The sequence below is a fragment of the Dechloromonas denitrificans genome (assembly GCF_020510685.1).
GTDB classification, from domain to species: Bacteria; Pseudomonadota; Gammaproteobacteria; order Burkholderiales; family Rhodocyclaceae; genus Azonexus; species Azonexus denitrificans_A.
Genome location: NZ_CP075185.1, coordinates 2,971,260 through 2,991,877, shown reverse-complemented (window position 1 = coordinate 2,991,877; position 20,618 = coordinate 2,971,260). Strand labels below are relative to the sequence as shown.

Below are 20,618 nucleotides of genomic sequence, written 5' to 3'. Positions count from 1 at the left end.
ACAGTCCTCGCCCTTTATCCGCCGCCAGCTCCGTTGCTCGGCGCTCCACATGGGGACCCGAAAGACGTCGCGGACCAAGCACCAACCGGCTTTCGTGGTCGCTGCGGTCGACCACGGGAAAAGGCCAAAAATCACTGATGAACGTCGAGCCAGGACGCATTTTCGGGCCCCTTGCGAGGCGCTGAGCAACGCAGGCGGGCCGGGGGTAGTCGGCTCGCGTTGTCTGAGCCGCAGGCGAGTTTAGCGAGCCGCCCGGCCTGCCGAGTAGCGCAAGGGACCGGGCGCAGCCCGGCGCCGACCGAGGGGTGGCTTTTTCTTTGGCTACTTTCTTTTGGCCACACAAAAGAAAGTACGCCCGCCAGCAAGGCGGAACCCCATGCTGGGCAAAGGAAAGAAACATTAGCCCCGTTCCTTCAACATATCCCGCAACCGCTTCGCCGCCGGCCGCAACGGCACCCGCACCGTCGTCCACGCCCCTTGCCGGGCAGGCATCAGCCAGCCCAACCGGCTCCCCAGCCAGGTCACCCCTCGGTAAAGAACCGGCGAACGGTAAACCGCCGCCCAGCCCCGCCAGACCGCCGACATCAACGGACTATAGCCAGCCCCCTGTCCGCGCATCGCCGGATTGGCGTGCGGCGCCGTAAACGACTCTTCCCTCAGCCGCATCAGCAATTCCGGAATCGGGATCTTCACCGGGCAAACTTCGCCGCAGGCGCCGCACAGCGTCGAGGCTGTCGCCATCGTTGCCGTCGCTTCCAGCCCGAGCATGTGCGGCGAGATGATCTTGCCAATCGGCCCCGGATAGGTGGTGCCGTAAGCATGACCGCCGATCCGCGTGTAAACCGGGCAGTGGTTCATGCAGGCGCCGCAGCGGATGCACTGCAGCGTCTTGCGCAATTGTTCGTCGGCATAGGCCTGGCTGCGGCCGTTGTCGAGCAGCACCAGATGCACTTCGGCCGGGCCGTCCTTCTCGCCCGGCTGGCGCGGCCCGGAGATCATGTTGAAGTAGGTCGAGATGTTCTGGCCGGTGGCCGAGCGGGTGAGCAGCGAGAGCAGCGGCGGCACGTGTTCGAGCTTTTCGACGACCTTCTCGATACCGGTGATGGCGATATGGACCGGCGGCGCGGTAGTGCACATCCGGCCGTTGCCTTCGTTTTCGACCAGGCACAGCGTACCGGTTTCGGCGACGGCGAAATTGACGCCGGACAGGCCGATGTCAGCCTCTAAAAACTTCTCGCGCAGCACGTTGCGGCCGATCTGGATCAGCGCATCGACGTTGTCGGTGTATTCGGTGACGCCGGGTACTTTTTCGTGGAACAGCCGGGCGATCTCTTCCTTGGTCTTGTGGATCGCCGGCATGATGATGTGCGAGGGCTTCTCGCCGGCCAGCTGGACGATGTACTCGCCCATGTCCGATTCCAGCGCGCCGATGCCGGCCGCTTCGGCGGCGTGGTTGAGTTCGATTTCCTCGCTGACCATCGACTTGCCCTTGACCATCAGCTTGGCGCCGATGCGCTGGCAGATGCCGAGGATGATGGCGTTGGCTTCGTCCGGCGTTTCTGCCCAATGCACCTGGATGCCGTTTTTCGTCAGCCGGTCTTCGAGTTGGAGCAGCAGTTCCGGCAGCTTGCCGAGGTTGTACTGGCGAATGTGTTCGCCTAGCGTGCGCAGGCTTTCCAGTTCTTCCGGGTCGGGGAACTGGGCGGCGCGCTTGCTCATCAGGAAATCCATCGCGCCGCGGAAGCTCTGGCGCAGGAAGGGATTGTCGACGACCGCCTTGGACCGGGCGCGGAAGCCTTCGCTCGGCTTGAAGTGAATGGGCTGGGCGTTCATTGCTCGTCTCCGATCAGCAGCACGATCAATTCCTTCGGGCCGTGCGCGCCGTAGGCCAGCGTCTGCTGGATGTCGGCGGTTTTCGACGGGCCGGAAATGAGCAGGGCGTTGGTCGGCAGGCCGTCTTTCCAGCCTTCCGCCTGCATGGCCTCGAAAAAGGTGTTGTAGATGGCGGCAGCATCGAGCAGCACGATATGCACCGGCGGTACCAGCGACATCAGGCGTGGCTCGTGCTCATCGGGCCAGAGGATCAGCGTGCCGGTTTCGGCGATGGCGGCGCGGGCGGCGGTAAGGCTGGCCGGCGTGGCATTGAACAGCTCGCTCTTCCAGGCTTCGATGGCGATGTCGTAGGTCGAGCATTCGATGCCTTGGGGCGGCAGACGGTCGAGTGCCGCATCGCCATGCGCGGTGCCTTCGGCGACGAGGATCTTGTCCACGCCGCGGGCGTGCAGCACCGCATGGAGTTTGCCCAGCCAGTTGTTGGGGGTGACGGCATGAACTTCGGCATGGGCCAGTTCGATGCAGCTACGAAAGCGCGCCACTTTTTGCACGGCCGTTTCGACCGGCCGATGGCTGGCGAACCAGCCGGCAACATCGGGCTCGCTACGGTTTTCGCTCGGCGCGCCGGCCCGCAGTTTGGCCAGGATGCGATCGCGGGCGCTCATCGGGCGGTCCTCCGCAGCAGGAAAGTGGCGATGTGTTCGCCGGGCAGACTGGGCTTCGTCAGGCCAGCCTGTTCATCCTGCCAGGCGGCGTGGCCGAGGATGTTCATCAGGCAGCCGCAGTCGGCGCTGAGTACGCGTTCGGCGCCGCTCGCCTTGAGTGCCTTGACCTTGTCTTCGACCATGGCGCCGGAGATTTCCGGCTGCTTCAGCGAAAAGGTGCCGCCGAAACCGCAGCATTCGGATTCGTGATCCTGTTGCGCCACCTTGACGTTGGCCAGCCCGGCCAGTAGTTGGCGGCCGGTCAGATGCACGCCCATTTCGCGGCGGGCCGAACAGGAAGTGTGCAGCACGACGGTGCACGCGTCGCCCTGGTCTGCCGGCTGGTAGCCGAGGACATTGACGAGAAAATCGGTGAATTCGTAGATGCGGGCTGACAAGGCGGTGGCCTGGGCTCGGCGCGCCGGATCCTCGGCGAACAACGTCGGGTAATGGTGTTTCATCATGCCGGCGCAGGAACCAGAGGGAACGACCACCGGCCAGTCTTCGGGGAACAGCGTCAATTGCAGCGCCGCCACCTGGCGAGCCTGATCGGGAAAGCCGCTGGTGTAGGCCGGCTGGCCGCAGCAGGTCTGTTCTTCCGGGAAGTGCACGCGGATGCCCTGGCGTTCCAGCAGGGTAATGGCGTCGAGGCCGGCGCCGGGGTAAAACTGATCGACGACGCAGGTGGCGAAGAAATAAACGTCGGTCGGGCGCTGGCCGGTTTTTGTTTGTTGGCGCATCTTGTCTCCAGTGGTAAATTGGTCAAACCAATGTATCGCGGTTGAAGAAATGTACGATACAACCGTGGCTTAGTCAATTAAATAGGGGTTTATCCCAGGCTTGCGGTTTACCGGTTCAATGATTAAAATATGCTGGTCTTACCAATCGAGCCCAGTCGTTGATGCCGCAGATCAAGTTTCATGTGCCACGTATTTCGGATGCCGTTGCTGCTTCGCTGGAGCGCCGCATTCTCGAAGGCTCGCTGAAACCGGGTGACCGCCTGCCGCCGGAGCGCGAACTATCCACCGAACTGGGCGTGTCGCGCCCCTCGTTGCGCGAAGCAATCCAGAAGCTGGCCTCGAAGGGCATGGTACAGAGCCGGCAGGGCGGCGGGACCTATGTCACCGACCGTCTCGAATCGAGCTTTTTCGACCCCTGGCAGGACATGATGGGGGCGCATCCGAATCTGCGCGAAGACCTCCTCGAATTCCGCCGCATGCTTGAAGGCCAGGCCGCCGAATGGGCTGCCGAGCGGGCCACCGAAGCCGACATGACCCGGCTCGACCAAACCTTTGCCGCGCTCAACGAGGCCTTCGCCGGCGACGACCTCAACCTTCGTTCCAAGGCCGACATCGCGTTTCACCAGGCGGTCGGCGAGTCGTCGCACAACGCCTTGCTCGGCCACTTGTCGGCCACGCTGCTGCGCCTGATGCACGACAACATCCGCCTGAATCTCGGCGAACTGAAAAATATTCCGGCGGCCGGTACGCTGTTGAAGAGCCAGCATGCCGCGATTCACGCGGCGATCCGCGAGCGCAAGCCGCAAGCCGCCCGTGCCGCGGCCGAAACGCACATCGATTTCGTCCGCGAAACCCTGGCCCAGTCGCTGCGTTCGGCGGCCCGGCGGGAAAGCGCCGCGCGCCGCCTGAATACCGAATTTTCATCTTCCGATTCACAATCTTCTTGATTTGACCCTAGAAAGGAATCCGCATGGAGCCCCTCGTCATCCCCTTTGAAAAGCTGCGCATGAACGACGTCGAGCAAGTCGGCGGCAAAAATTCGTCGCTTGGCGAAATGATCAGCCAGCTGGCCGATTCCGGCGTTCGCGTGCCGGGCGGTTTCGCCACGACGGCGCAGGCCTACCGCGACTTCCTGGCGCAGAGCGGTCTCGACAACAAGATCAACGCCGCCCTCGATGCCCTCGATGTCGAAGATGTGAACGCGCTGGCCGTCTGCGGCGCGCAGATTCGCCAGTGGGTGATCGACACGCCGTTCCCGATGGATCTGACCATCGCCATCACCGAGCAGTATCAGCGTCTGGTCGCCGATTCCACCGCCGACATGTCCTTCGCCGTGCGTTCTTCCGCCACCGCCGAAGACTTGCCGGATGCCTCCTTCGCCGGCCAGCAGGAAACCTTCCTGAACATCGTTGGCCTGGAAAACATCATGCATGCGATCAAGGAAGTGTTCGCTTCGCTGTACAACGACCGCGCCATTTCCTACCGCGTGCACAAGGGCTTCCTGCATGCCGACGTCGCACTGTCGGCCGGTATCCAGCGCATGGTCCGCTCCGACAAGGGCGCCGCCGGCGTGATGTTCACGCTCGACACCGAATCCGGTTTCCGCGATGCCGTCTTCGTCACCTCCAGCTACGGCCTCGGCGAAACGGTGGTGCAGGGCGCCGTCAATCCGGACGAGTTCTATGTGCACAAGCCGATGCTGGCCGCCGGCAAGAAGGCTGTCGTGCGTCGCAACATCGGTTCCAAGATGATCAAGATGACGTTCTCCGCCGACAAGACGGCCGGCAAGTCGGTGATCACCGAAGAAGTCGAAGAAGCCCAGCGCCACCAGTTCTCGATCAACGACGAAGAGGTCATGGAACTGGCCCGCTACGCGATGATCATCGAAAAGCACTACGGTCGTCCGATGGACATCGAGTGGGGCAAGGACGGTATCGACGGCAAGCTGTACATCCTGCAAGCCCGTCCGGAAACCGTGCAGTCGCAGGCAGCGGCCGGCAAGGTCGAGAAATTCAAGCTCAAGCAGTTCTCCAAGGTGCTCGCCTCCGGTCGCGCCATCGGCCAGAAGATCGGCGTCGGCCCGGTCCGTATCGTCAAGGACCCGAAGGAGATGGACCAGGTCAAGCCGGGCGACGTGCTCGTTGCCGACATGACCGATCCGAACTGGGAGCCGGTGATGAAGCGCGCTTCCGCCATCGTCACCAACCGTGGCGGCCGTACCTGCCACGCCGCGATCATCGCCCGCGAACTGGGCATCCCGGCCATCGTCGGCTGCGGCGACGCGACCGAAACGCTGACCGAAGGCGAAATCGTCACGGCTTCGTGTACCGAAGGCGATACCGGCCACGTCTATCGCGGCAAGCTCGATTTCGAAGTCACCTCGCGCGACATCACCGCCATGCCGGACGTCCCGGTCAAGGTCATGATGAACGTCGGCAACCCGGAACTGGCCTTTGATTTCGCCCAGTTGCCGAACGCCGGCGTCGGTCTGGCCCGCGTCGAATTCATCATCAACAACGTCATCGGCATCCACCCGAAAGCCATTCTCGACGTCGAGCGTCTGCCGGCTTCGAAGCGCGACGAAATCAAGCGCCGCGCCCGTGGCTACGCCTCGCCGAAGGAATTCTTCGTCGAAAAGCTGGTTGAAGGTGTCTCCACCATCGCCGCCGCCTTCTGGCCGAACCCGGTGATCGTCCGTCTCTCCGACTTCAAGTCCAACGAATACCGCAAACTGTTGGGCGGCGAGTTGTACGAGCCGGAAGAAGAAAACCCGATGCTCGGTTTCCGTGGCGCCTCGCGTTACGTCGCCCAGAGCTTCCGCGACTGCTTCGAGATGGAATGCCGTGCGATGAAGAAGGTCCGCGAAGAAATGGGCCTGACCAACGTCCAGCTGATGGTGCCGTTCGTCCGCACCGTCGGCGAAGGCCAGGCAGTGGTCGATCTGCTGGCCGAACACGGCCTGAAGCAGGGCGAGCACGACCTCAAGCTCATCATGATGTGCGAAATCCCATCCAACGCGCTGCTCGCCGAAGACTTCCTGAAAATCTTCGACGGTTTCTCGATCGGCTCCAACGACCTGACCCAGCTGACCCTCGGTCTCGACCGTGACTCCGGCCTGGTCGCCAACCTCTTCGACGAACGCGATCCGGCCGTCAAGATCCTGCTGGCCATGGCCATCTCCGCCGCCAACAAGATGGGCAAATACATCGGCATCTGCGGCCAGGGCCCGTCCGATCACCCGGATCTGGCCGAATGGCTGATGGATCAGGGCATCAGCAGCATCTCGCTGAACCCGGATACCGTGGTCGATACCTGGACCCGTCTGGCGACGCACAAGAAGGGCTGATTTCAGGAGCGAGTCGTGTCGTGAAAGTAAAAAAGGCCGGAAGTGATTCCGGCCTTTTTAAATTGTTTGGAGGGGCTGGTGTGTGCCCTTTGCTGTCGTAGCCAGATTTGGAAGCGGACGTTCAGGAACGTGAAGTTGAGGTGCCTGCTCGGCTTCTCGCGCAAGTCGCCTCGAACGTAGTGTTAGATGCTTTTACTTCCATAGCGCTACTATCCCAGCCGCCACTGCTGCAACAGCTCCACTCCCAAGTACGGGAACAATGACGTATCTAAACCACCACTTGGCGCCTGAGTTCTCATCGCCCTGCGGCTGCGCTTTGTATGTCGGTTGGTGTTGTCGTTTGCAAATGTCTGCGAGACATTTTCGATAGACAGAAAGTATTTGGCCGTTCGCCTTTTGATAAGCAGACCAAAAGTTAATAGATGGCGGAACACTGATTGCACAGGAGATAAATAGGCCGACATCCGAGTGTTCGATATCACTTTGAATGGCCCCCTCAACTTGTTGATTGAGTGCTTCGCAGTAACTCTCGGCAAAGTTGGGAAGACTTACAGGTAGGTGCCAGTCCGGATAGTCAAAGCAGAGAACGATGACGAGTTCCGACCGGTCGTCGACCTTCCTGATCTTGGCAAAGTTAACGTGCCGAAATTCAGACCTTGGATTGACTATAGTTATTGAAATGCCATTTGGTAAATCAGTTGGGCGCGTGTCTTTAAAGTCATGAATGAAAAGATGCTCGCAGATGTTGTCGCGCTCATCTGAAGTCCCGTCTGCTAAATACCTGTATTTCCCATCAAAAGGTGGGTCGCAGTAACAACACGACAGCACTCGACCTCCTACCCGAAATGTGGATTGGTCAATTAGCTGAAAGGTCGATGAAGGGTCGGTAAGCATCTAACGTGGAAGTGAACGGCCTGCGCGGCTTTTCGCGCAGGTCGCCTCGAGCGCAGGGTTATGCATATTCATTGATAGGCGCGGCGTACCGATTCAAAGTCAAAGTCCTGAGCCTCACCTGAGTAGTACCCTGTGTAACCAAGTTGAAGAACGCCGAGTAGCCCGGCATATGCATCCGGTGCTGATTCGCCGGACTCTTGGGCAAACTCTCTTGCCTGATTTCTTGCCCACGTTTGCCATGCAGCAGTGCCGACGTTTTTTCCAGGTGGAAGGATGCCATATGCTTTACAAAAGCCTAGCCACGACATGTGAATCGCTCCATGTAATGATTTTTTGCGCTCGGCTTGGTAAAAGTTTCTTTCAAACCCAGCACCATACGCTGCATTAACATTTCTTCTGATGAGATGAAGACGGACGAAATAGCTGTCTCCCTTTGAAAATCGGAATCGTGGTTCAAGGTGGTCGACATGGACATTCTCACCCAATATTGAATTGAACTCTGGGTAGCAAACGCACAAATAGGAAGCGAATGCTTTTCGATAGCCTCGGTAGTCCCAACGTGCCCAGCACTCTGGATCAAAGTTGCCGCCCTTTCTTACGACGCAGGCGCTTGATGGCAAACACCCCGGCAACTGCTCTACAGTCCAACCCCAAAAACGCTGCATGTCTTTCAGCTTTTCTGGCGAGGCTGCAACCAAGGACAGGCCAGACTTGGAGAAGTCGCGCAGCAATGCACGGTTTTGTCTCGCAAGGAAACCTTCAACCGAAAATCCGAGGTCAGTTTGAATAGGCATAACAGCTATTCAGGCGCAGAAACGTCAGCGTTATTGCTGATAATAGGGACACGATTGAATCGCCTGTAAGCTTGTGAATGACAAAGAGATTATCTGATGCCGGTCTCCTTATCAATCAACAATCATACGGACCAGCCAATGTCCGTTATGTGGCGCTTTCTTGAGGGACCGGTTGTGGCCGAATCGAGCCTGTCGTAAGTGCACGCCAGCCGACGTTCCGTCCTACGACTGCTTTCCATAAATCCGATGGGCAGCACCCGACCTAAAGTAGACTGTCGGCATATTCAAATACCGCCCTCAACCTTTTCCTCGAGAGTTGAGAAATTTATTCAAACCAATAACTAGAATAACAAAAGCGATGGGGGCAGTGAAAACCGTAAAGAAAACATAATAATTTCGGTTTGAATCACCATCAATGATGTACATGTTTATTAGCATAAACAGGTATGGGCTTACGCCAAAAATAATGGTCAGGAAAAAGAACAAAAGCCACTTCATATAATTTGGCACCGTGATTTGGCAAAAGGCCAACCACCTCGATGGCTAGCGGAAATTTTTTGTGATGACGTTTGAATTTTAACCCTAGGTCGGCTTCTGGCCGGACTCTGCCTGATGACATGCGTAATCAGCATGTCCAGGCTGAATTATTCGCCCTTGCCGCGCATCAGGTCGGAGACGCGGGACTGGCAGATGCCGAGTTGTTCGGCTGCTTCGGTCTGGCTTCAGTGCTTGGCAGCAATGGTTTCCCGGATGTGCGCCGTCAACTCGGCACGCATCGCGAAAATCGTTACTTCGGCGGGCGAAAAGCCGAGATCGGCAAAGGCGTTGCCGCTGCTCTCAATGACAGTTTCCTTGTCCATGGTTCAATCTCCAATCCGCCGATTCCGTCTCAAGCAGCCAGCAACTCCGGTGCCCGCGTGACCTTCGGCGCCGGCTTCTGCTCCGCCACCCACAAATCGTAATCCATCTGCATCCCCAGCCAGATTTCGGCGCGGCCGCCCCGTTCGGGGCCGAGCCAGGCTTCGATGCGACGGGCCATTTCCGGCGAGATGGCGGCGCGGCCGTTGAGGACGCGCGACAGGGCGGTGCGGGTGACGCCGAGTTGTTGTGCGGCTTCGGTGATGCTCAGGCCCAGTGCGGGCAGAACGTCCTCTTTGAGGCTTTCGCCGGGGTGCGGCGGGTTGAACATGCGTCCCATGGCGCTCTCCTAGTGATAATCCTGATAATCGACCAAAACGGCATCTTCGCCATCGAAGGTAAAGGTCAGTCGCCAATTGCCATTGACCCATACCGACCAATGACCATTCAAATCGTGCGCCAGTGCATGGAGCTTCCAGCCCGGCAGGTTCATGTCGCCGGGTTGTTTCGAGCGGTCAAGATGCTTGAGCAGGCGGGCAAGTTTTGCAGCGTGGTGCGGTTGGATGCCTGCTTTCGATCCGGTCTCGAAAAATGTCTGAATTCCTCGATGACGAAATGTTTTGATCATCTGTGTAGCGTAGCTTAACGGTTGGTTTCCGGCAAGCAAATGCGATTGATAGAAGAGTCCGCTTCGGCGAGCTGTCAGGTTTCACGCAAAGGCTGATTGCTGCGAATTGCGACGAGTACTCGCCAGCAATGAAGAAGGCCGGGAATCCCAGCCTTCTTTGCATTCCAGCCGCTATTGCGCGACCCGGTTGAGTATCGCGGCCAGCTGGGGGTAGTAACCAACCAGGCTGACTTCTATTCGGTTGCCGAATTTGATCGATTCGGCGACCTCGCGGGCGGCGGCCGATTGCTCGACCAGCATCGGGAAGGCGTGGTGCGCATCGGTCACGGAAAAGATGGTCATCAACAAGTTGCCACAGGCCTGGTAATAGGCCGGGTCCAGCCGAACGGATTTGGCTCCCGCATCACAGGCATCGAGATAAGCTGCCGCGCTGGTCGCGGTGATTTCGAGTGTGCTGAGGGCGGTCTGGCTAAGGGGGAACATGGTGACACTCCTTCGTGATTCATTACTGAAAACTGCGTCTGCAGATGTATTAACGTCTGCGCGGGCAGTTAAGTTGAGGGAGTTAACGGACTGTTACACCTTGCTACATCCGCTGCACAAAACCAGGCCGGATGGCGGTTTCAGGCGTTGCTCGGCTGGTTGAGCAGGTAGGCGCGGGTGGTCAGGTAAAGGACGAGGCCGTTGAGCAGGTGCCAGATGAAGTGGGTGCCGAGCGGCGCCCAGTCGCATGACCACTGGTCGAGCGAGCGGAAGGCGAGGGAAACCACGAAAACACCGGCCGCCAGATAGACGATCGCCGGTTCGCGTTTGCCGGTGGCGTGGTGGTAGGCGGCGATGCTCAGGATGAACAGCAGCGCCCCGCCATAGAGCAGCGACCCGTTGAGCCATTCCGGCGGAAACTGCAAAAATCCCAGGTTGACCAGCAGAAAGAGCGCCAGCAGGCCGGCCACGGTCGGCGCTTTCTGTCCGGCAACGAAGCGCGCGTAGAAAAGCAGGAATGCCAACTGGTAGATGAAGATCGGCAGCAGGTCGGCGGCCATCATCGTGCGGTTGGCAAACGTATGGAAAAGGAAGCTGCCGATCCCGATGGCGAACAGGTTGATGGTCAGGAAAACCGATGCGGCGCCGGCCCGCCCCGGCTCGCGGCGCATCAGCCAGACAATGGCCAGCGCGGCAACGATGAAAGACAGGTTGCTCAGCGCATTGACCGGCTCTGCCCAGAAAAGGCTGGTGGTGCGTTCGCAGTAGATATCGACGGCGCTATCGGGCGAGGCGTTCACGGTCGTCAGGCCAGGTGCGCCGTCGTCGGACTCAGGCCAGGTAACGGCCGAGGGTGGCGAAGCCCAGCGTCAGCAGGCCGAGCAGCAGGTTGCTGCCGACCATCTGGCGGATGCGGTTGAGGGCGGCGCCGCCGGCCTTCCAGTCGCCGGCGTCGACGGCCCGGCACAGGGTCGGGTAGGGAACGCTGGTGACGTAGACATAGATGACGATCATCAGCATGCCGCTGGTCAGCATCAGGTGGCTGCCCGGCGGTGTCGCGCCGGCGCCGTACTGGCCGAACATGGTCATGCCGCTGGCGGCGATCAGCGCGACGGCCCACCACACCCAGACGAAAAAGCGGCCGAAGACGCCACGCCACAACTGCAGCCGTTGCGGCGGCTCGAACAGTTCGACGATGGTCGGCCGCAGGCAGACGTAGGCGAAGAACATGCCGCCGATCCAGACGACAACGCCGACGAGGTGGAGAAAGAGCAGCAGGGAGTGCAGGTTCATGTGGTTTTTTCCTGGAGGGTGGCGGCGGCGATGGCCTGGGTCAGCCGCTCGCGCATGTGCTGCCAGTGACTGCCTTCCCAGAATACACGCTGGCAGACGGCGCAGGTGCTGAAGCGCTGGCGCTGCTCGCGGACACTGAGCGGCAGGGTGTCGATGATCTGGGCTTTGGCCACCGCGCGGAGCGGCGCGTTGCATTCGAGACACAGCGAGAACGGCCGGACACGGCGGGTGAGATCGAGTCGGGCGAGGATTTCGACCAGTTGCGCCGTCGGTTTCAGCGCATGCACGTAACAGCCGTGGCTGATGCCGCGCCGCTTGAGCAGCGCCCGGTCGCGGGTCAGCACGATGCGGCTGTCGCTGGCCGCCAGGCGCTCGATCTCGTCATCGGCAAAGTGGTTGTCATACAACGTGTCGAAGCCGGCCAGGCGGAGCAGGCGGGCCAGACCGCCGAGATGCGCGTCGGCGACGAAGCGCGTGACGCGCAGGGGTTCCGGGCGCAGGTGGAGCAGCGGGCCGATGTCGAGGCTTTCGAATTTCGGGTAGATGGAGACGCGGTCGCCCGGCTGCAAGCGCGCGGCAAAGCCGACCGAGACCCCGTTGACCAGGATCAGCTCGACCTCGGTATGCGGCACGCCGGCGGCCTCGATCAGATGCTTGAGGTTGGCCTCGGCGGCGCAGGGCAGCTCGAAATCGCGATAGCGGCGGGCCGGGGCGATGAAGTCGTTCAGTTCCTCGTAGAAACGGAAACTGACCGTCGTCGGCCCGGCGAGAGCGTCGGCGGATGGCAGGTCGCCGGGCAACGCTAGATTTTCCGGCATGCGGCGCAGCTAGAGGTCGCCGGCATTTTCGCCAGCCTCACGGCGGAACAAGGGCCAGCTGCTTTACAGCAAGGCGGCGATCGCATCGCTCAGGTCTTCCGGCTTGGTGGCCGGGGCGTAGCGCTCGACTACCTGGCCTGCGCGGTTGACCAGGAATTTGGTGAAATTCCATTTGATCGCCTCGGTGCCCAGCACGCCGGCCGCTTCGTGCTTCAGGTAGTTGTAGAGCGGGTGGGCCTGGTCGCCATTGACCTCGATCTTGGCGAAGATCGGGAAAGTGACGCCGTAGTTGATCTGGCAGAACTCCCCGATGGCCTTGGCATCGCCCGGCTCCTGGCCGCCGAACTGGTTGCAGGGAAAGCCGAGGATAACGAAGCCCCGGTCCTGCATGTTCCGGTAGAGCGTTTCGAGTCCGGCGTACTGCGGCGTGAAGCCGCAGGCGCTGGCCGTATTGACGATCAGCAGCACTTTGCCGCGGTAGGTATCGAGGCTGACGGTCTCACCGTTGAGGAGCGTGGCGTTGAAGTCGTAGATCGAAGTGCTCATGGGATTGTCCTTGGTACCAGTGGCTAAACGCTTTTGGATTGTTGCAGAGCCAATTTGGTTCGAATATTCATCGGGCGTCAAGGTGCTGGCGGCCGGCCCTGAGTTCGTCCGCCGTCCTGGGGTAAAGTGCGCTTCCTTGCATTAACGACTGGCCGGCAATCGGTCCTGACCCATGAACGAACAAACCCTGGCGCGGCTGGCGCATTTTCTCCGTGACCTCGGGCAGGCGCTGCATGTCAGCGGCGCGCCGGCGCACGATCTGGAAACGGCGATGAAGGAGATCGGCCGACGGCTTGGGGCGCGGGTGGAAGGCTTTGCCGTGCTGACTTTCCTGGCGCTGACCGTGGTTTCCGGCGACAAGTCGCGGCGCGTCGAGTTGCTGCGCCTACCGCCCTACGACTACAACATGGCCCGGCTGATCGACCTCGATGCGCTGTGTCGCGAGATCTCCTCGGTCGATCAGCTGGCAGCCTACGCCGAGCGGCTCGCCGTGATCATGCGTCAGCCGCCGCCGTGGTCGGGTTGGCGTTTCGTCCTGATGGGCTTCCCGCTGTCGGCCTCGGTGGCCCTGCTGCTGCGCGGCGGCTGGGTCGAGATGCTGTGCGGCGGACTGATCGGCATGTTGTTCGTCGCCGGTTATCTGCAGTTTGCCCGCATTCCCCGCCTCGGCCCGGCCGTGCCGGTCATTTTGTGCGCTTTGGCTGCCTTCATGGCGCAGGGGCTGGCGCATATATGGCCGCAGCAGGTGCCGTTTATTTCGGCGGTGGCCGGCATCGTGCTGCTGCTGCCGGGGTTCATGCTGACCGTCGCGATGTCGGAGCTGGCCACCCAGAATTATCTGGCCGGCACCGGCCGGCTGACCGGCGCTTTCGTGCTGTTGTTCCTGATGGGCGCTGGCCTGGCCATCGGCACCCAGGTCAGTCTCGCCTGGTTGCACGCCGTGCCGCTGCCGGGCGCCCTGGCTCCCGTGCCGGGCTGGGCGATGTGGGCGGCGATCGCCGGGCTGGGCATCTCGCTGCTCGCCGTGCTGCAGGCGCCGTGGTCGTCGGTGCATGTCTCGGTCGGCGCTTGTCTGCTCGCCTGGGCCGTCTATTCGCTGGTCGATGCCCGGATGGGCAATGTCGTCGGCGCCTTTGCCGGGGCGCTGGCGGTTGCCAGTGCCGGCCATCTTTACCAATATCTCAGCAAGCGCCCGGCGGCGCTGGTCCAGATTCCCGGCCTGATCACGCTGGTTCCCGGCAGCATGGGCTTTCGCGGCGTGCATGCGCTGATCGAGCAGGACAGCGCGGCCGGCATCAGGCTGATCACCGACATGGTGATGACCGGCGCCGTGCTCGCCGTCGGGCTGCTCCTGGCCAACAATATCCTGCCCCTGCTGTTCGAGCCGCGGGACAACAACCGGGCGGTGTAACGGCGCGCCATTTTTGGCGTGCAGCGGCGAATTCAAAAGCAAGCAACGAGGTGTTTTATCCCTTGAACGGGGCTAGATTTGGGTTGTCGACTGGTCAATGCCGGAAAGGATGCCAATGAATGCCTCGAATGTGATTGAATGCCGCGCTGCGGCGGCTTTGCGCGATCCGCGCTGGCCCGCGGTGGTAGCCCGCGACCCGGCGGCGGATGGCGATTTTTTCTACGCGGTGCGGACAACCGGCGTCTATTGCCGGCCGTCCTGCGGGGCGCGCACCCCACGGCCGGAAAATGTCGAATTCCACCGCTCTGCCGCTGCGGCCGAACAGGCCGGGTTTCGCGCCTGTCGGCGCTGCCGTCCCGATTTGCCGCCGCTGGTCGAACGCCAGGCCGCTGTCGTCGCCGAGCTGTGCCGGCTGATCGAGCGGGCCGAGGCGCCGCCGACGCTGCACCAGCTGGCCGGCCAGGCCGGGCTGAGCGCCCATCACCTGCATCGGCTGTTCAAGGCACACACCGGGCTGACCCCGAAAGCCTACGCCGCGGCGCGGCGGGCCGAACGGCTGCGGGCCGGCCTGACGGCGGAGCGGTCGGTGACCGAAGCGGTGTTCGCCGCCGGCTACAACGCCAGCGGGCGCTTTTACGCCGAGGCGGCGGGTATCCTCGGCATGACGGCCAGCCGTTACCGGGCCGGCGGCGCGGCGGCCGAAATCCGTTTCGCCATCGGCCAGTGCTCGCTCGGCGCCATCCTGGTCGCCGCCAGCGAGCGCGGGCTGTGCGCCATCCTGCTCGGCGATGATCCCGAGCTGTTGCTGCGCGATCTGCAGGATCGCTTTGCCAAGGCCCGACTGATCGGCGGCGACGCCGACTTCGAACGCTGGGTGGCCGAGGTCGTCGGTTTCGTCGAGGCGCCCGGCATCGGCCTGACGCTGCCCCTCGACATTCGCGGCACCGCTTTCCAGCAGCGTGTCTGGCAGGCCTTGCGCGAGATTCCGGCCGGGCAGACGGCGAGCTACAGCGAGATTGCCCGGCGCATCGGCCAGCCACAGGCCGTCCGCGCGGTGGCCGGCGCCTGTGCAGCCAATGCGCTGGCCGTGGCAATCCCCTGTCATCGCGTCGTGCGCACCGACGGCAGCCTGTCCGGCTATCGTTGGGGCGTGGCGCGCAAGCGGGCCTTGCTGGAAAGGGAAGGAGGGGCTTGATGGGCGATTTGTTGGCCGGGATCGACAGCCGGCAATGGACGGAACGGCTCGGGCCGGGCGCCGTCGTTCTGCGCGGTTTCGCCCTGGCTGCGGCCGGGGCGATCTATGCGGAGATCGAGCGGATCGTCGCCCAGGCGCCGTTTCGTCAGATGCAGACGCCGGGCGGTTTTCGCATGTCGGTGGCGATGAGCAATTGCGGCGACTACGGCTGGGTGACCGATGCCTCGGGCTATCGCTATGCCGCCGAGGATCCCGAGAGCGGCCGGCCATGGCCGGCCCTGCCGGCAGCTTTCCGCGAACTGGCGAGTCGCGCAGCGGGCGCCGCCGGCTTCCCGGACTTTGCGCCGGATGCCTGCCTAATCAATCGCTATGCCCCGGGCGCCCGGATGTCGCTGCACCAGGACCGGGATGAGCGCGATCTGAGCCAGCCGATTGTTTCCCTGTCGCTCGGCCTGCCGGCGGTGTTCCTGTTCGGCGGCGGAAAGCGCAGCGATCCGGTCAGCCGGGTTCCGCTCACCCATGGCGATGTCGTCGTCTGGGGTGGGGCGGATCGCCTGCGCTACCACGGCGTGCTGGCGGTGAAGGACGGAGCGCATCCGCTGGTCGGCGCGTGCCGGCTCAACCTGACTTTTCGCAAGGCCAGGTGATGGCCGTTGCGCGGCAGACTTTCACCCTGGAATTGCCGGCTGGCTTTCGCGCCGCCGATATCCTGAAGTTTCACCAGCGCGATGCGCAGGGCTTGGCCGAGCGGGTCGAGGCCGATGCCTTGCACAAGGGGCTACTCTGGGATGGCCGGGCGGCTTGTCTGAGCGTGCGTTTTCGGCCCGGTCAGGCCGAGGTGGAGATCGCCATCGATGGCCCGTCCGCGGCTGTGCCTGGCGCCGCCCTGATGAACCAGGTGCGTCGCCTGCTTGGGCTGACCCAGTCGGTCGAGGTGTTCGAGGAAACCTATCGTCAGCATCCGCAACTCGGGCCGCTGCTCGCCCGCCAGTCCGGCCTGCGCGTGCCGCTCGCGGCGACGCCTTTCGAGGCGCTGACCTGGGCCATCACCGGTCAGCAGATCAGCGTCGGCGCGGCAGTCTCGATGCGCCGCAAGCTGATCAAGGCGGCCGGCGCGGTGCACTCCGGCGGTCTCGCCTGTTACCCGGATGCCGAGCGGCTGGCCGCGCTCGATGAGAGCGATCTGCGCGCCGCCGGTTATTCGCAGAGCAAGGCGCAGACGCTGCGGCTGGTCAGCCAGCTGGTGCTGAGCGGCGAACTGCCGCTTGCCGAATGGCAGGAAACGCTGCCGGTCGAGGCGATGCGGCAGCGGCTGCTGGCCGTCCGCGGGATCGGCCCGTGGACGGTCAACTACACGCTGCTGCGCGGTTTCGGCTGGCTGGATGGTTCGCTGCAAGGCGATGTCGCGGTGCGGCGCGCCCTGCAAAGGCTGCTCGCGGCGCCGGAAAAAATCGGCGAGGCGGCGGCCCGCGATTGGCTGGCGCCGTTTTCGCCATGGCGCGCGCTGGTCGGTGCCCACCTGTGGGCCAGTCTGGCGCTGAGCGCCTGAGCCGCCCGGCCGATTAGTGGCGTATGCTGTGCCACCGCTAGTGGTATCCCTCGCCGCAACCATGGCGACAAAGTCTGGATGAAAGGATCGTCCCGTGAGCCCTGCCAAGATCAATGACCTCTTCGACACGCTGCGTGCAGCCTGTTCCCGCCAGTTCGGCTTCAACCCGCGGCAAATCACGACGAGCATGCGCTATGTCGGCACCGAGGGCCACGGCAAGGACCTCGTGCATGTCTTTCGCGATGCCGGCAGCCATTCCCAGATCGTGTTGAAGAGCACCTACGCGACGCTGCGCGAAACGCAGGGCGACAAGCCGCACTGGACCGACGCCGAAAAAGCCCACTACAAGCTGAGCGATGCCGAGATCGACGCCGACGCCGCGGCGCGCCAGGCGGTGCTCGAATACACCCGGAGCAGCCCGCTCTATGTCGACCACCGCGAACAACTGCTGTCGCACTACAAGGCCTGGCCGGGCTACCAGGCGGGCCAGAGCAACCCGCGCGAAGCTGCCGCGGCGCTGATCAAGGCCCTGGCCGAGGCGCACGATGCGCGGCTGACGGCCTTTGCCGAACACGTCGGGTCGACCGATCCGGAACATCTGGCGCATCTGCTGCTGGCGCCTTGCCACTTGGAAATCGAAACGCTGCCCAAGGCGTAGCCGGCCGGCGGCCGGTAAGGAAAATGCCGGCCTGGCTGAACATCCGCGCGCCGGCGTTGTCTGTCGATGAGTTCTCTTGGAATTCATCCATGCAAACGAAAAATACCCCGTCGGTGCTCTACCGGTATTTCTTCTTTGGCTGGCTGTTTCATGACGTGGCCCGCGGCAACCTGTTCGAGCGGAATGCGGCGTGGCGGCACAACCAGGCGCAATCGCATTGGCTGCCGACCTATCTGCGCCGCTGGGTCGTGCTCAGCGGCTCGTTGTTCGCCGCCGGTGGCCTGAGCGCGCTGCTCTTCGAAGGGCACTGGATCTGCATTCCGTTCTACGTGCTGTTTTCGGTCGCGATCCCGGTCTGTTCGGTCATTGTCGTGGCGTGGCTGGGTTTTCGTTTCATGCCCCATCCTTGAGCAGGTTTCTCTCGCGCACGATCGGCACCACGAACTTGACGGAAAACGTCCAGCCCTCCGGCGTGGCTTTGACGATCAGGGTTTTCGAATGCGCCCCGGCTTCGAAAACCGCATCGCTGCCGGCCAGTTCGATCGCCCCGACTCCCTTGATGACGCAGGCGCCGGGCAAGGTGACGAAAGCCGCTTCGGCGGCGACCAGGACGAACTGCCCCTCCTTGGATTCCGAACAGGACAGGCCCTTGGGCACGGCGGAAGGATCGCCTTTCCAGGTCGCGCGCAGCGTCTCGAGACCCTGCAGCAACTCGGCGGTGGTCTTGACGGCGAGACCGACTTCACAAGATTTCGTATGGGCCATGCGTTTGCTCCGGCGGTAAGTGTTGCGCCCCATTCTAGCCGCCGTTGGCTCGCGCTCGGCCAGATCAGGGCAACTTGGTCGGAATTCCCCGCACGTCGGCGAGATAATCGCCGACTTCCGCTGTCAGCCAGTCGGCAAAGGCGCGCAGCTTGGCGGTGCCATGGCTGCGCATCGGCCAGACCAGCCAGTACGGGTTCTGGTAGGGGGCGGTGATGGCCGAGAGCTGGACCAGTTCGCCCTGGCGCAGCGCATCGTGCACCAGCGAGCGGCGGGTCAGGGTGACGCCCTGGCCTTGGCGCAGGGCTTCGATGACCAGATTCGAATCGCTGTACACCGGCCCGCTGAGCTGGGTTTCGGGCAGTCCGGCGGCGGCGATCCAGTTGCTCCAGCTTTCCACCGAACGGATCAGCGGAGCGGCCAGGATTTCGGCCGGCGACCGCGGCAGCTGGCCGCCGTTGAAGTGCGGCGCGGCGACGGCGATCAGGTCGTCGGCAAACAACTGGATCTGCGAGGTGCCTTCCCAGCCGCCCGGCCCCATGCGGATCGCCGCATCGACCCGGTCGACCTGGAAATTGACCAGTTCGAGGCTGGCCCGCAGGTGGAGCTTGAGATCGGGGTGCGCCGCCAGGAAGCGCGGCAGGCGACGGACCAGCCAGTTGGCGCCGAAGGAGGGCAGGATGGCGATGATCAGTTCATCGGCTCGCGGCAGCGACAGCACGTCCGTCGTCGCGCTGGAAATGTCCTGCAGCGCCATGCGCAGGCGCAGCGCGTAGATGCGGCCGTCCTCGGTAATGCTCAGCCGCTTGCCATGACGGGTGAACAGCGCGACGGCGAGATATTCTTCCAGGGTGCGCAGTTGCTGGCTGACCGCGCCGTGGGTCACGTGCAGTTCGTCGGCCGCCTGGACGACGCTGCCGAGGCGGGCGACCGCTTCGAAGGCGCGCAGGGCGGGCAGGGGCGGGATATTTTTCATGTTAGAAATTCTAACGTTTAACGGGAAAAGAAATCGGTTCTTTCTCTCTGCTGGCTGGCGTAGATTGTGAGCATGTTATGTGGATGGTAGCCATGGTTACATATGCCCGCTTTCTGCTTTATCCCGGCGAAGTTCTCCGCGTCGATGGCGGGCGTCCGGTGACGATTGCCTGCGAGCGGGGCGAGCTGTGGCTGACCGCCGGCCGCGAACGCATCGACCATGTCCTGAGGCCAGGCGAGCGGGCGCAGTGTCCGAAAGGGCTGATCCTGATCGAAGGCAGCGGCGTGCTGTCGATCAGCCCGCCGGCCGCGGCATCGTCATTCGGCAGATGGCGTGGCTGGCTGCCATTTCGCAACCTGGCGCTGATCGGCCGGTCCAAGAGCAATGTTTTATCTTAGCGGAGCAAAATCTGATGTTCGATCTCTATATCGGTAACAAGAACTACTCGTCCTGGTCGCTGCGCCCCTGGCTGCTGATGAAGCATTTTGCCGTGCCCTTCACTGAGCATATGGTTTCGGTGGCCGGGCGCGATTACAACCCGGCGCTCAAGCCGCTGGCCGGCAACGCCCGGGTGCCCTGCCTGCACGAGGACGGCTTTCAGGTCTGGGAGAGCATCGCCATTGCCGAATTCATCGCCGAGCGCTACCCGGCGATGTGGCCGGCCGATGCCCGGGCCCGCGCCCGGGCGCGCAGCATTTCGGCCGAAATGCATGCCGGTTTCGCCCACCTGCGGACGGCGATGCCGATGAACCTCAAGCTCAAACTGCAAGGCCGGCCGGCGACGCCGGAAGTCCAACGCGATATCGACCGGGTCAGCGAAATCTGGAGCGAAGCCCGCCGCGACTTTGCCACGGCCGATGGCCCCTGGCTGTTCGGCAGTTTTTCCGTGGCCGACGCGATGTTCGCGCCGATCGTCTGCCGGTTCGACATCTATAACGTCAGTCTGCTGCCCGTTGCGGCGGCTTATCGCGATGCCCTGCTGGCCCATCCGGCGCTCCGCGAATGGTCGGCGGCGGCTTTGCTGGAGAGCGAAGCGCACGCTCATTACGACCGGTTAGTCGAGGAATATGGCGGCTTGCGTTGAAGGCCGGGGGCGGATGCGGGCGATACAAATAGTTCGGGGGGCAAAA

24 protein-coding genes are annotated in these 20,618 nt (G+C 62.5%); 10 read left to right on the top strand and 14 right to left on the bottom strand.

Going from position 1 to position 20,618, the window contains the following annotated elements; translation table 11 throughout:
* Positions 1-399: 399 nt before the first annotated feature.
* From KI611_RS14265 to KI611_RS14255, 3 genes are read right to left on the bottom strand one after another with little or no spacing between them, the layout of a single operon-like run.
* Positions 400-1,833, bottom strand: coding sequence for a LutB/LldF family L-lactate oxidation iron-sulfur protein (locus KI611_RS14265; protein ID WP_226416319.1), 1,434 nt, complete (start codon positions 1,831-1,833; stop codon positions 400-402).
* Positions 1,830-2,498: a LutC/YkgG family protein gene (locus KI611_RS14260; RefSeq protein ID WP_226416318.1), complete on the bottom strand. Its 669-nt coding sequence runs from the start codon at positions 2,496-2,498 to the stop codon at positions 1,830-1,832. The genes KI611_RS14265 and KI611_RS14260 overlap by 4 nt, the downstream gene beginning before the upstream one ends.
* Positions 2,495-3,277, bottom strand: coding sequence for a (Fe-S)-binding protein (locus KI611_RS14255; RefSeq protein WP_226416317.1), 783 nt, complete (start codon positions 3,275-3,277; stop codon positions 2,495-2,497). Before KI611_RS14255 ends, KI611_RS14260 begins: the two co-directional genes overlap by 4 nt.
* Before the next feature lie 161 nt (positions 3,278-3,438).
* On the opposite strand from KI611_RS14255, the gene KI611_RS14250 reads away from it, so the two are divergent.
* Positions 3,439-4,224, top strand: coding sequence for a GntR family transcriptional regulator (locus KI611_RS14250; RefSeq protein ID WP_226416316.1), 786 nt, complete (start codon positions 3,439-3,441; stop codon positions 4,222-4,224).
* A 23-nt stretch (positions 4,225-4,247) separates the two neighbouring features.
* A complete protein-coding gene (ppsA, locus tag KI611_RS14245) occupies positions 4,248-6,623 on the top strand; it encodes a phosphoenolpyruvate synthase (RefSeq protein ID WP_226416315.1) in 2,376 nt (791 codons plus the stop codon).
* A 962-nt stretch (positions 6,624-7,585) separates the two neighbouring features.
* Here ppsA and KI611_RS14240 read toward each other — a convergent pair.
* From KI611_RS14240 to KI611_RS14200, 9 genes are all read right to left on the bottom strand, one after another.
* Positions 7,586-8,311: a hypothetical protein gene (locus KI611_RS14240; protein WP_226416314.1), complete on the bottom strand. Its 726-nt coding sequence runs from the start codon at positions 8,309-8,311 to the stop codon at positions 7,586-7,588.
* A 722-nt stretch (positions 8,312-9,033) separates the two neighbouring features.
* Positions 9,034-9,171, bottom strand: a complete 138-nt coding sequence (locus KI611_RS14235) for a hypothetical protein (RefSeq protein WP_226416313.1) — start codon at positions 9,169-9,171, stop codon at positions 9,034-9,036.
* Positions 9,172-9,200: 29 nt separating this feature from the next.
* Positions 9,201-9,509, bottom strand: coding sequence for a HigA family addiction module antitoxin (locus KI611_RS14230; RefSeq protein ID WP_226416312.1), 309 nt, complete (start codon positions 9,507-9,509; stop codon positions 9,201-9,203).
* A 9-nt stretch (positions 9,510-9,518) separates the two neighbouring features.
* Positions 9,519-9,797, bottom strand: coding sequence for a type II toxin-antitoxin system RelE/ParE family toxin (locus KI611_RS14225; RefSeq protein WP_226416311.1), 279 nt, complete (start codon positions 9,795-9,797; stop codon positions 9,519-9,521).
* 171 nt (positions 9,798-9,968) lie between these two features.
* A complete protein-coding gene (locus KI611_RS14220) occupies positions 9,969-10,280 on the bottom strand; it encodes a hypothetical protein (RefSeq protein WP_226416310.1) in 312 nt (103 codons plus the stop codon).
* A gap of 140 nt (positions 10,281-10,420) precedes the next feature.
* Complete coding sequence (locus KI611_RS14215; protein WP_226416309.1) at positions 10,421-11,080, bottom strand: ceramidase domain-containing protein; 660 nt, start codon at positions 11,078-11,080, stop codon at positions 10,421-10,423.
* Positions 11,081-11,111: 31 nt separating this feature from the next.
* Entirely contained in the window at positions 11,112-11,573 is a 462-nt protein-coding gene (locus KI611_RS14210) for a CopD family protein (protein WP_226416308.1), read from the bottom strand.
* Positions 11,570-12,391: a Mut7-C ubiquitin/RNAse domain-containing protein gene (locus KI611_RS14205; RefSeq protein WP_226416307.1), complete on the bottom strand. Its 822-nt coding sequence runs from the start codon at positions 12,389-12,391 to the stop codon at positions 11,570-11,572. Before KI611_RS14205 ends, KI611_RS14210 begins: the two co-directional genes overlap by 4 nt.
* Positions 12,392-12,454: 63 nt before the next feature.
* A complete protein-coding gene (locus KI611_RS14200; RefSeq protein ID WP_226416306.1) occupies positions 12,455-12,937 on the bottom strand; it encodes a glutathione peroxidase in 483 nt (160 codons plus the stop codon).
* Positions 12,938-13,109: 172 nt separating this feature from the next.
* Here KI611_RS14200 and KI611_RS14195 point away from each other — a divergent pair, with 172 nt between their 5' ends.
* From KI611_RS14195 to KI611_RS14170, 6 genes are all read left to right on the top strand, one after another.
* Positions 13,110-14,348 (top strand): threonine/serine exporter family protein, encoded by a 1,239-nt coding sequence (locus KI611_RS14195; protein WP_226416305.1) that lies wholly within the window; start codon positions 13,110-13,112, stop codon positions 14,346-14,348.
* A gap of 115 nt (positions 14,349-14,463) precedes the next feature.
* Positions 14,464-15,543, top strand: coding sequence for a bifunctional DNA-binding transcriptional regulator/O6-methylguanine-DNA methyltransferase Ada (gene ada, locus KI611_RS14190; RefSeq protein WP_226416304.1), 1,080 nt, complete (start codon positions 14,464-14,466; stop codon positions 15,541-15,543).
* Positions 15,543-16,190 (top strand): DNA oxidative demethylase AlkB, encoded by a 648-nt coding sequence (alkB, locus tag KI611_RS14185; RefSeq protein WP_226416303.1) that lies wholly within the window; start codon positions 15,543-15,545, stop codon positions 16,188-16,190. Before ada ends, alkB begins: the two co-directional genes overlap by 1 nt.
* A complete protein-coding gene (locus KI611_RS14180; protein WP_319002292.1) occupies positions 16,154-17,092 on the top strand; it encodes a DNA-3-methyladenine glycosylase family protein in 939 nt (312 codons plus the stop codon). The genes alkB and KI611_RS14180 overlap by 37 nt, the downstream gene beginning before the upstream one ends.
* A gap of 94 nt (positions 17,093-17,186) precedes the next feature.
* Positions 17,187-17,750, top strand: coding sequence for a hypothetical protein (locus KI611_RS14175; protein ID WP_226416302.1), 564 nt, complete (start codon positions 17,187-17,189; stop codon positions 17,748-17,750).
* Positions 17,751-17,773: 23 nt separating this feature from the next.
* Positions 17,774-18,160 (top strand): hypothetical protein, encoded by a 387-nt coding sequence (locus KI611_RS14170; RefSeq protein WP_226416301.1) that lies wholly within the window; start codon positions 17,774-17,776, stop codon positions 18,158-18,160.
* On the opposite strand, the gene KI611_RS14165 is transcribed toward KI611_RS14170, so the two are convergent.
* Together KI611_RS14165 and KI611_RS14160 are read right to left on the bottom strand one after the other, a co-directional pair.
* Positions 18,144-18,515 (bottom strand): hypothetical protein, encoded by a 372-nt coding sequence (locus KI611_RS14165; RefSeq protein ID WP_226416300.1) that lies wholly within the window; start codon positions 18,513-18,515, stop codon positions 18,144-18,146. The genes KI611_RS14170 and KI611_RS14165 overlap by 17 nt on opposite strands.
* A 64-nt stretch (positions 18,516-18,579) precedes the next feature.
* Entirely contained in the window at positions 18,580-19,488 is a 909-nt protein-coding gene (locus tag KI611_RS14160; protein WP_226416299.1) for a LysR substrate-binding domain-containing protein, read from the bottom strand.
* A gap of 92 nt (positions 19,489-19,580) precedes the next feature.
* On the opposite strand from KI611_RS14160, the gene KI611_RS14155 reads away from it, so the two are divergent.
* Positions 19,581-19,886, top strand: coding sequence for a DUF2917 domain-containing protein (locus KI611_RS14155; protein WP_226416298.1), 306 nt, complete (start codon positions 19,581-19,583; stop codon positions 19,884-19,886).
* Positions 19,887-19,900: 14 nt separating this feature from the next.
* Positions 19,901-20,572: a glutathione S-transferase gene (locus KI611_RS14150; RefSeq protein WP_226416297.1), complete on the top strand. Its 672-nt coding sequence runs from the start codon at positions 19,901-19,903 to the stop codon at positions 20,570-20,572.
* Positions 20,573-20,618: the final 46 nt, after the last annotated feature.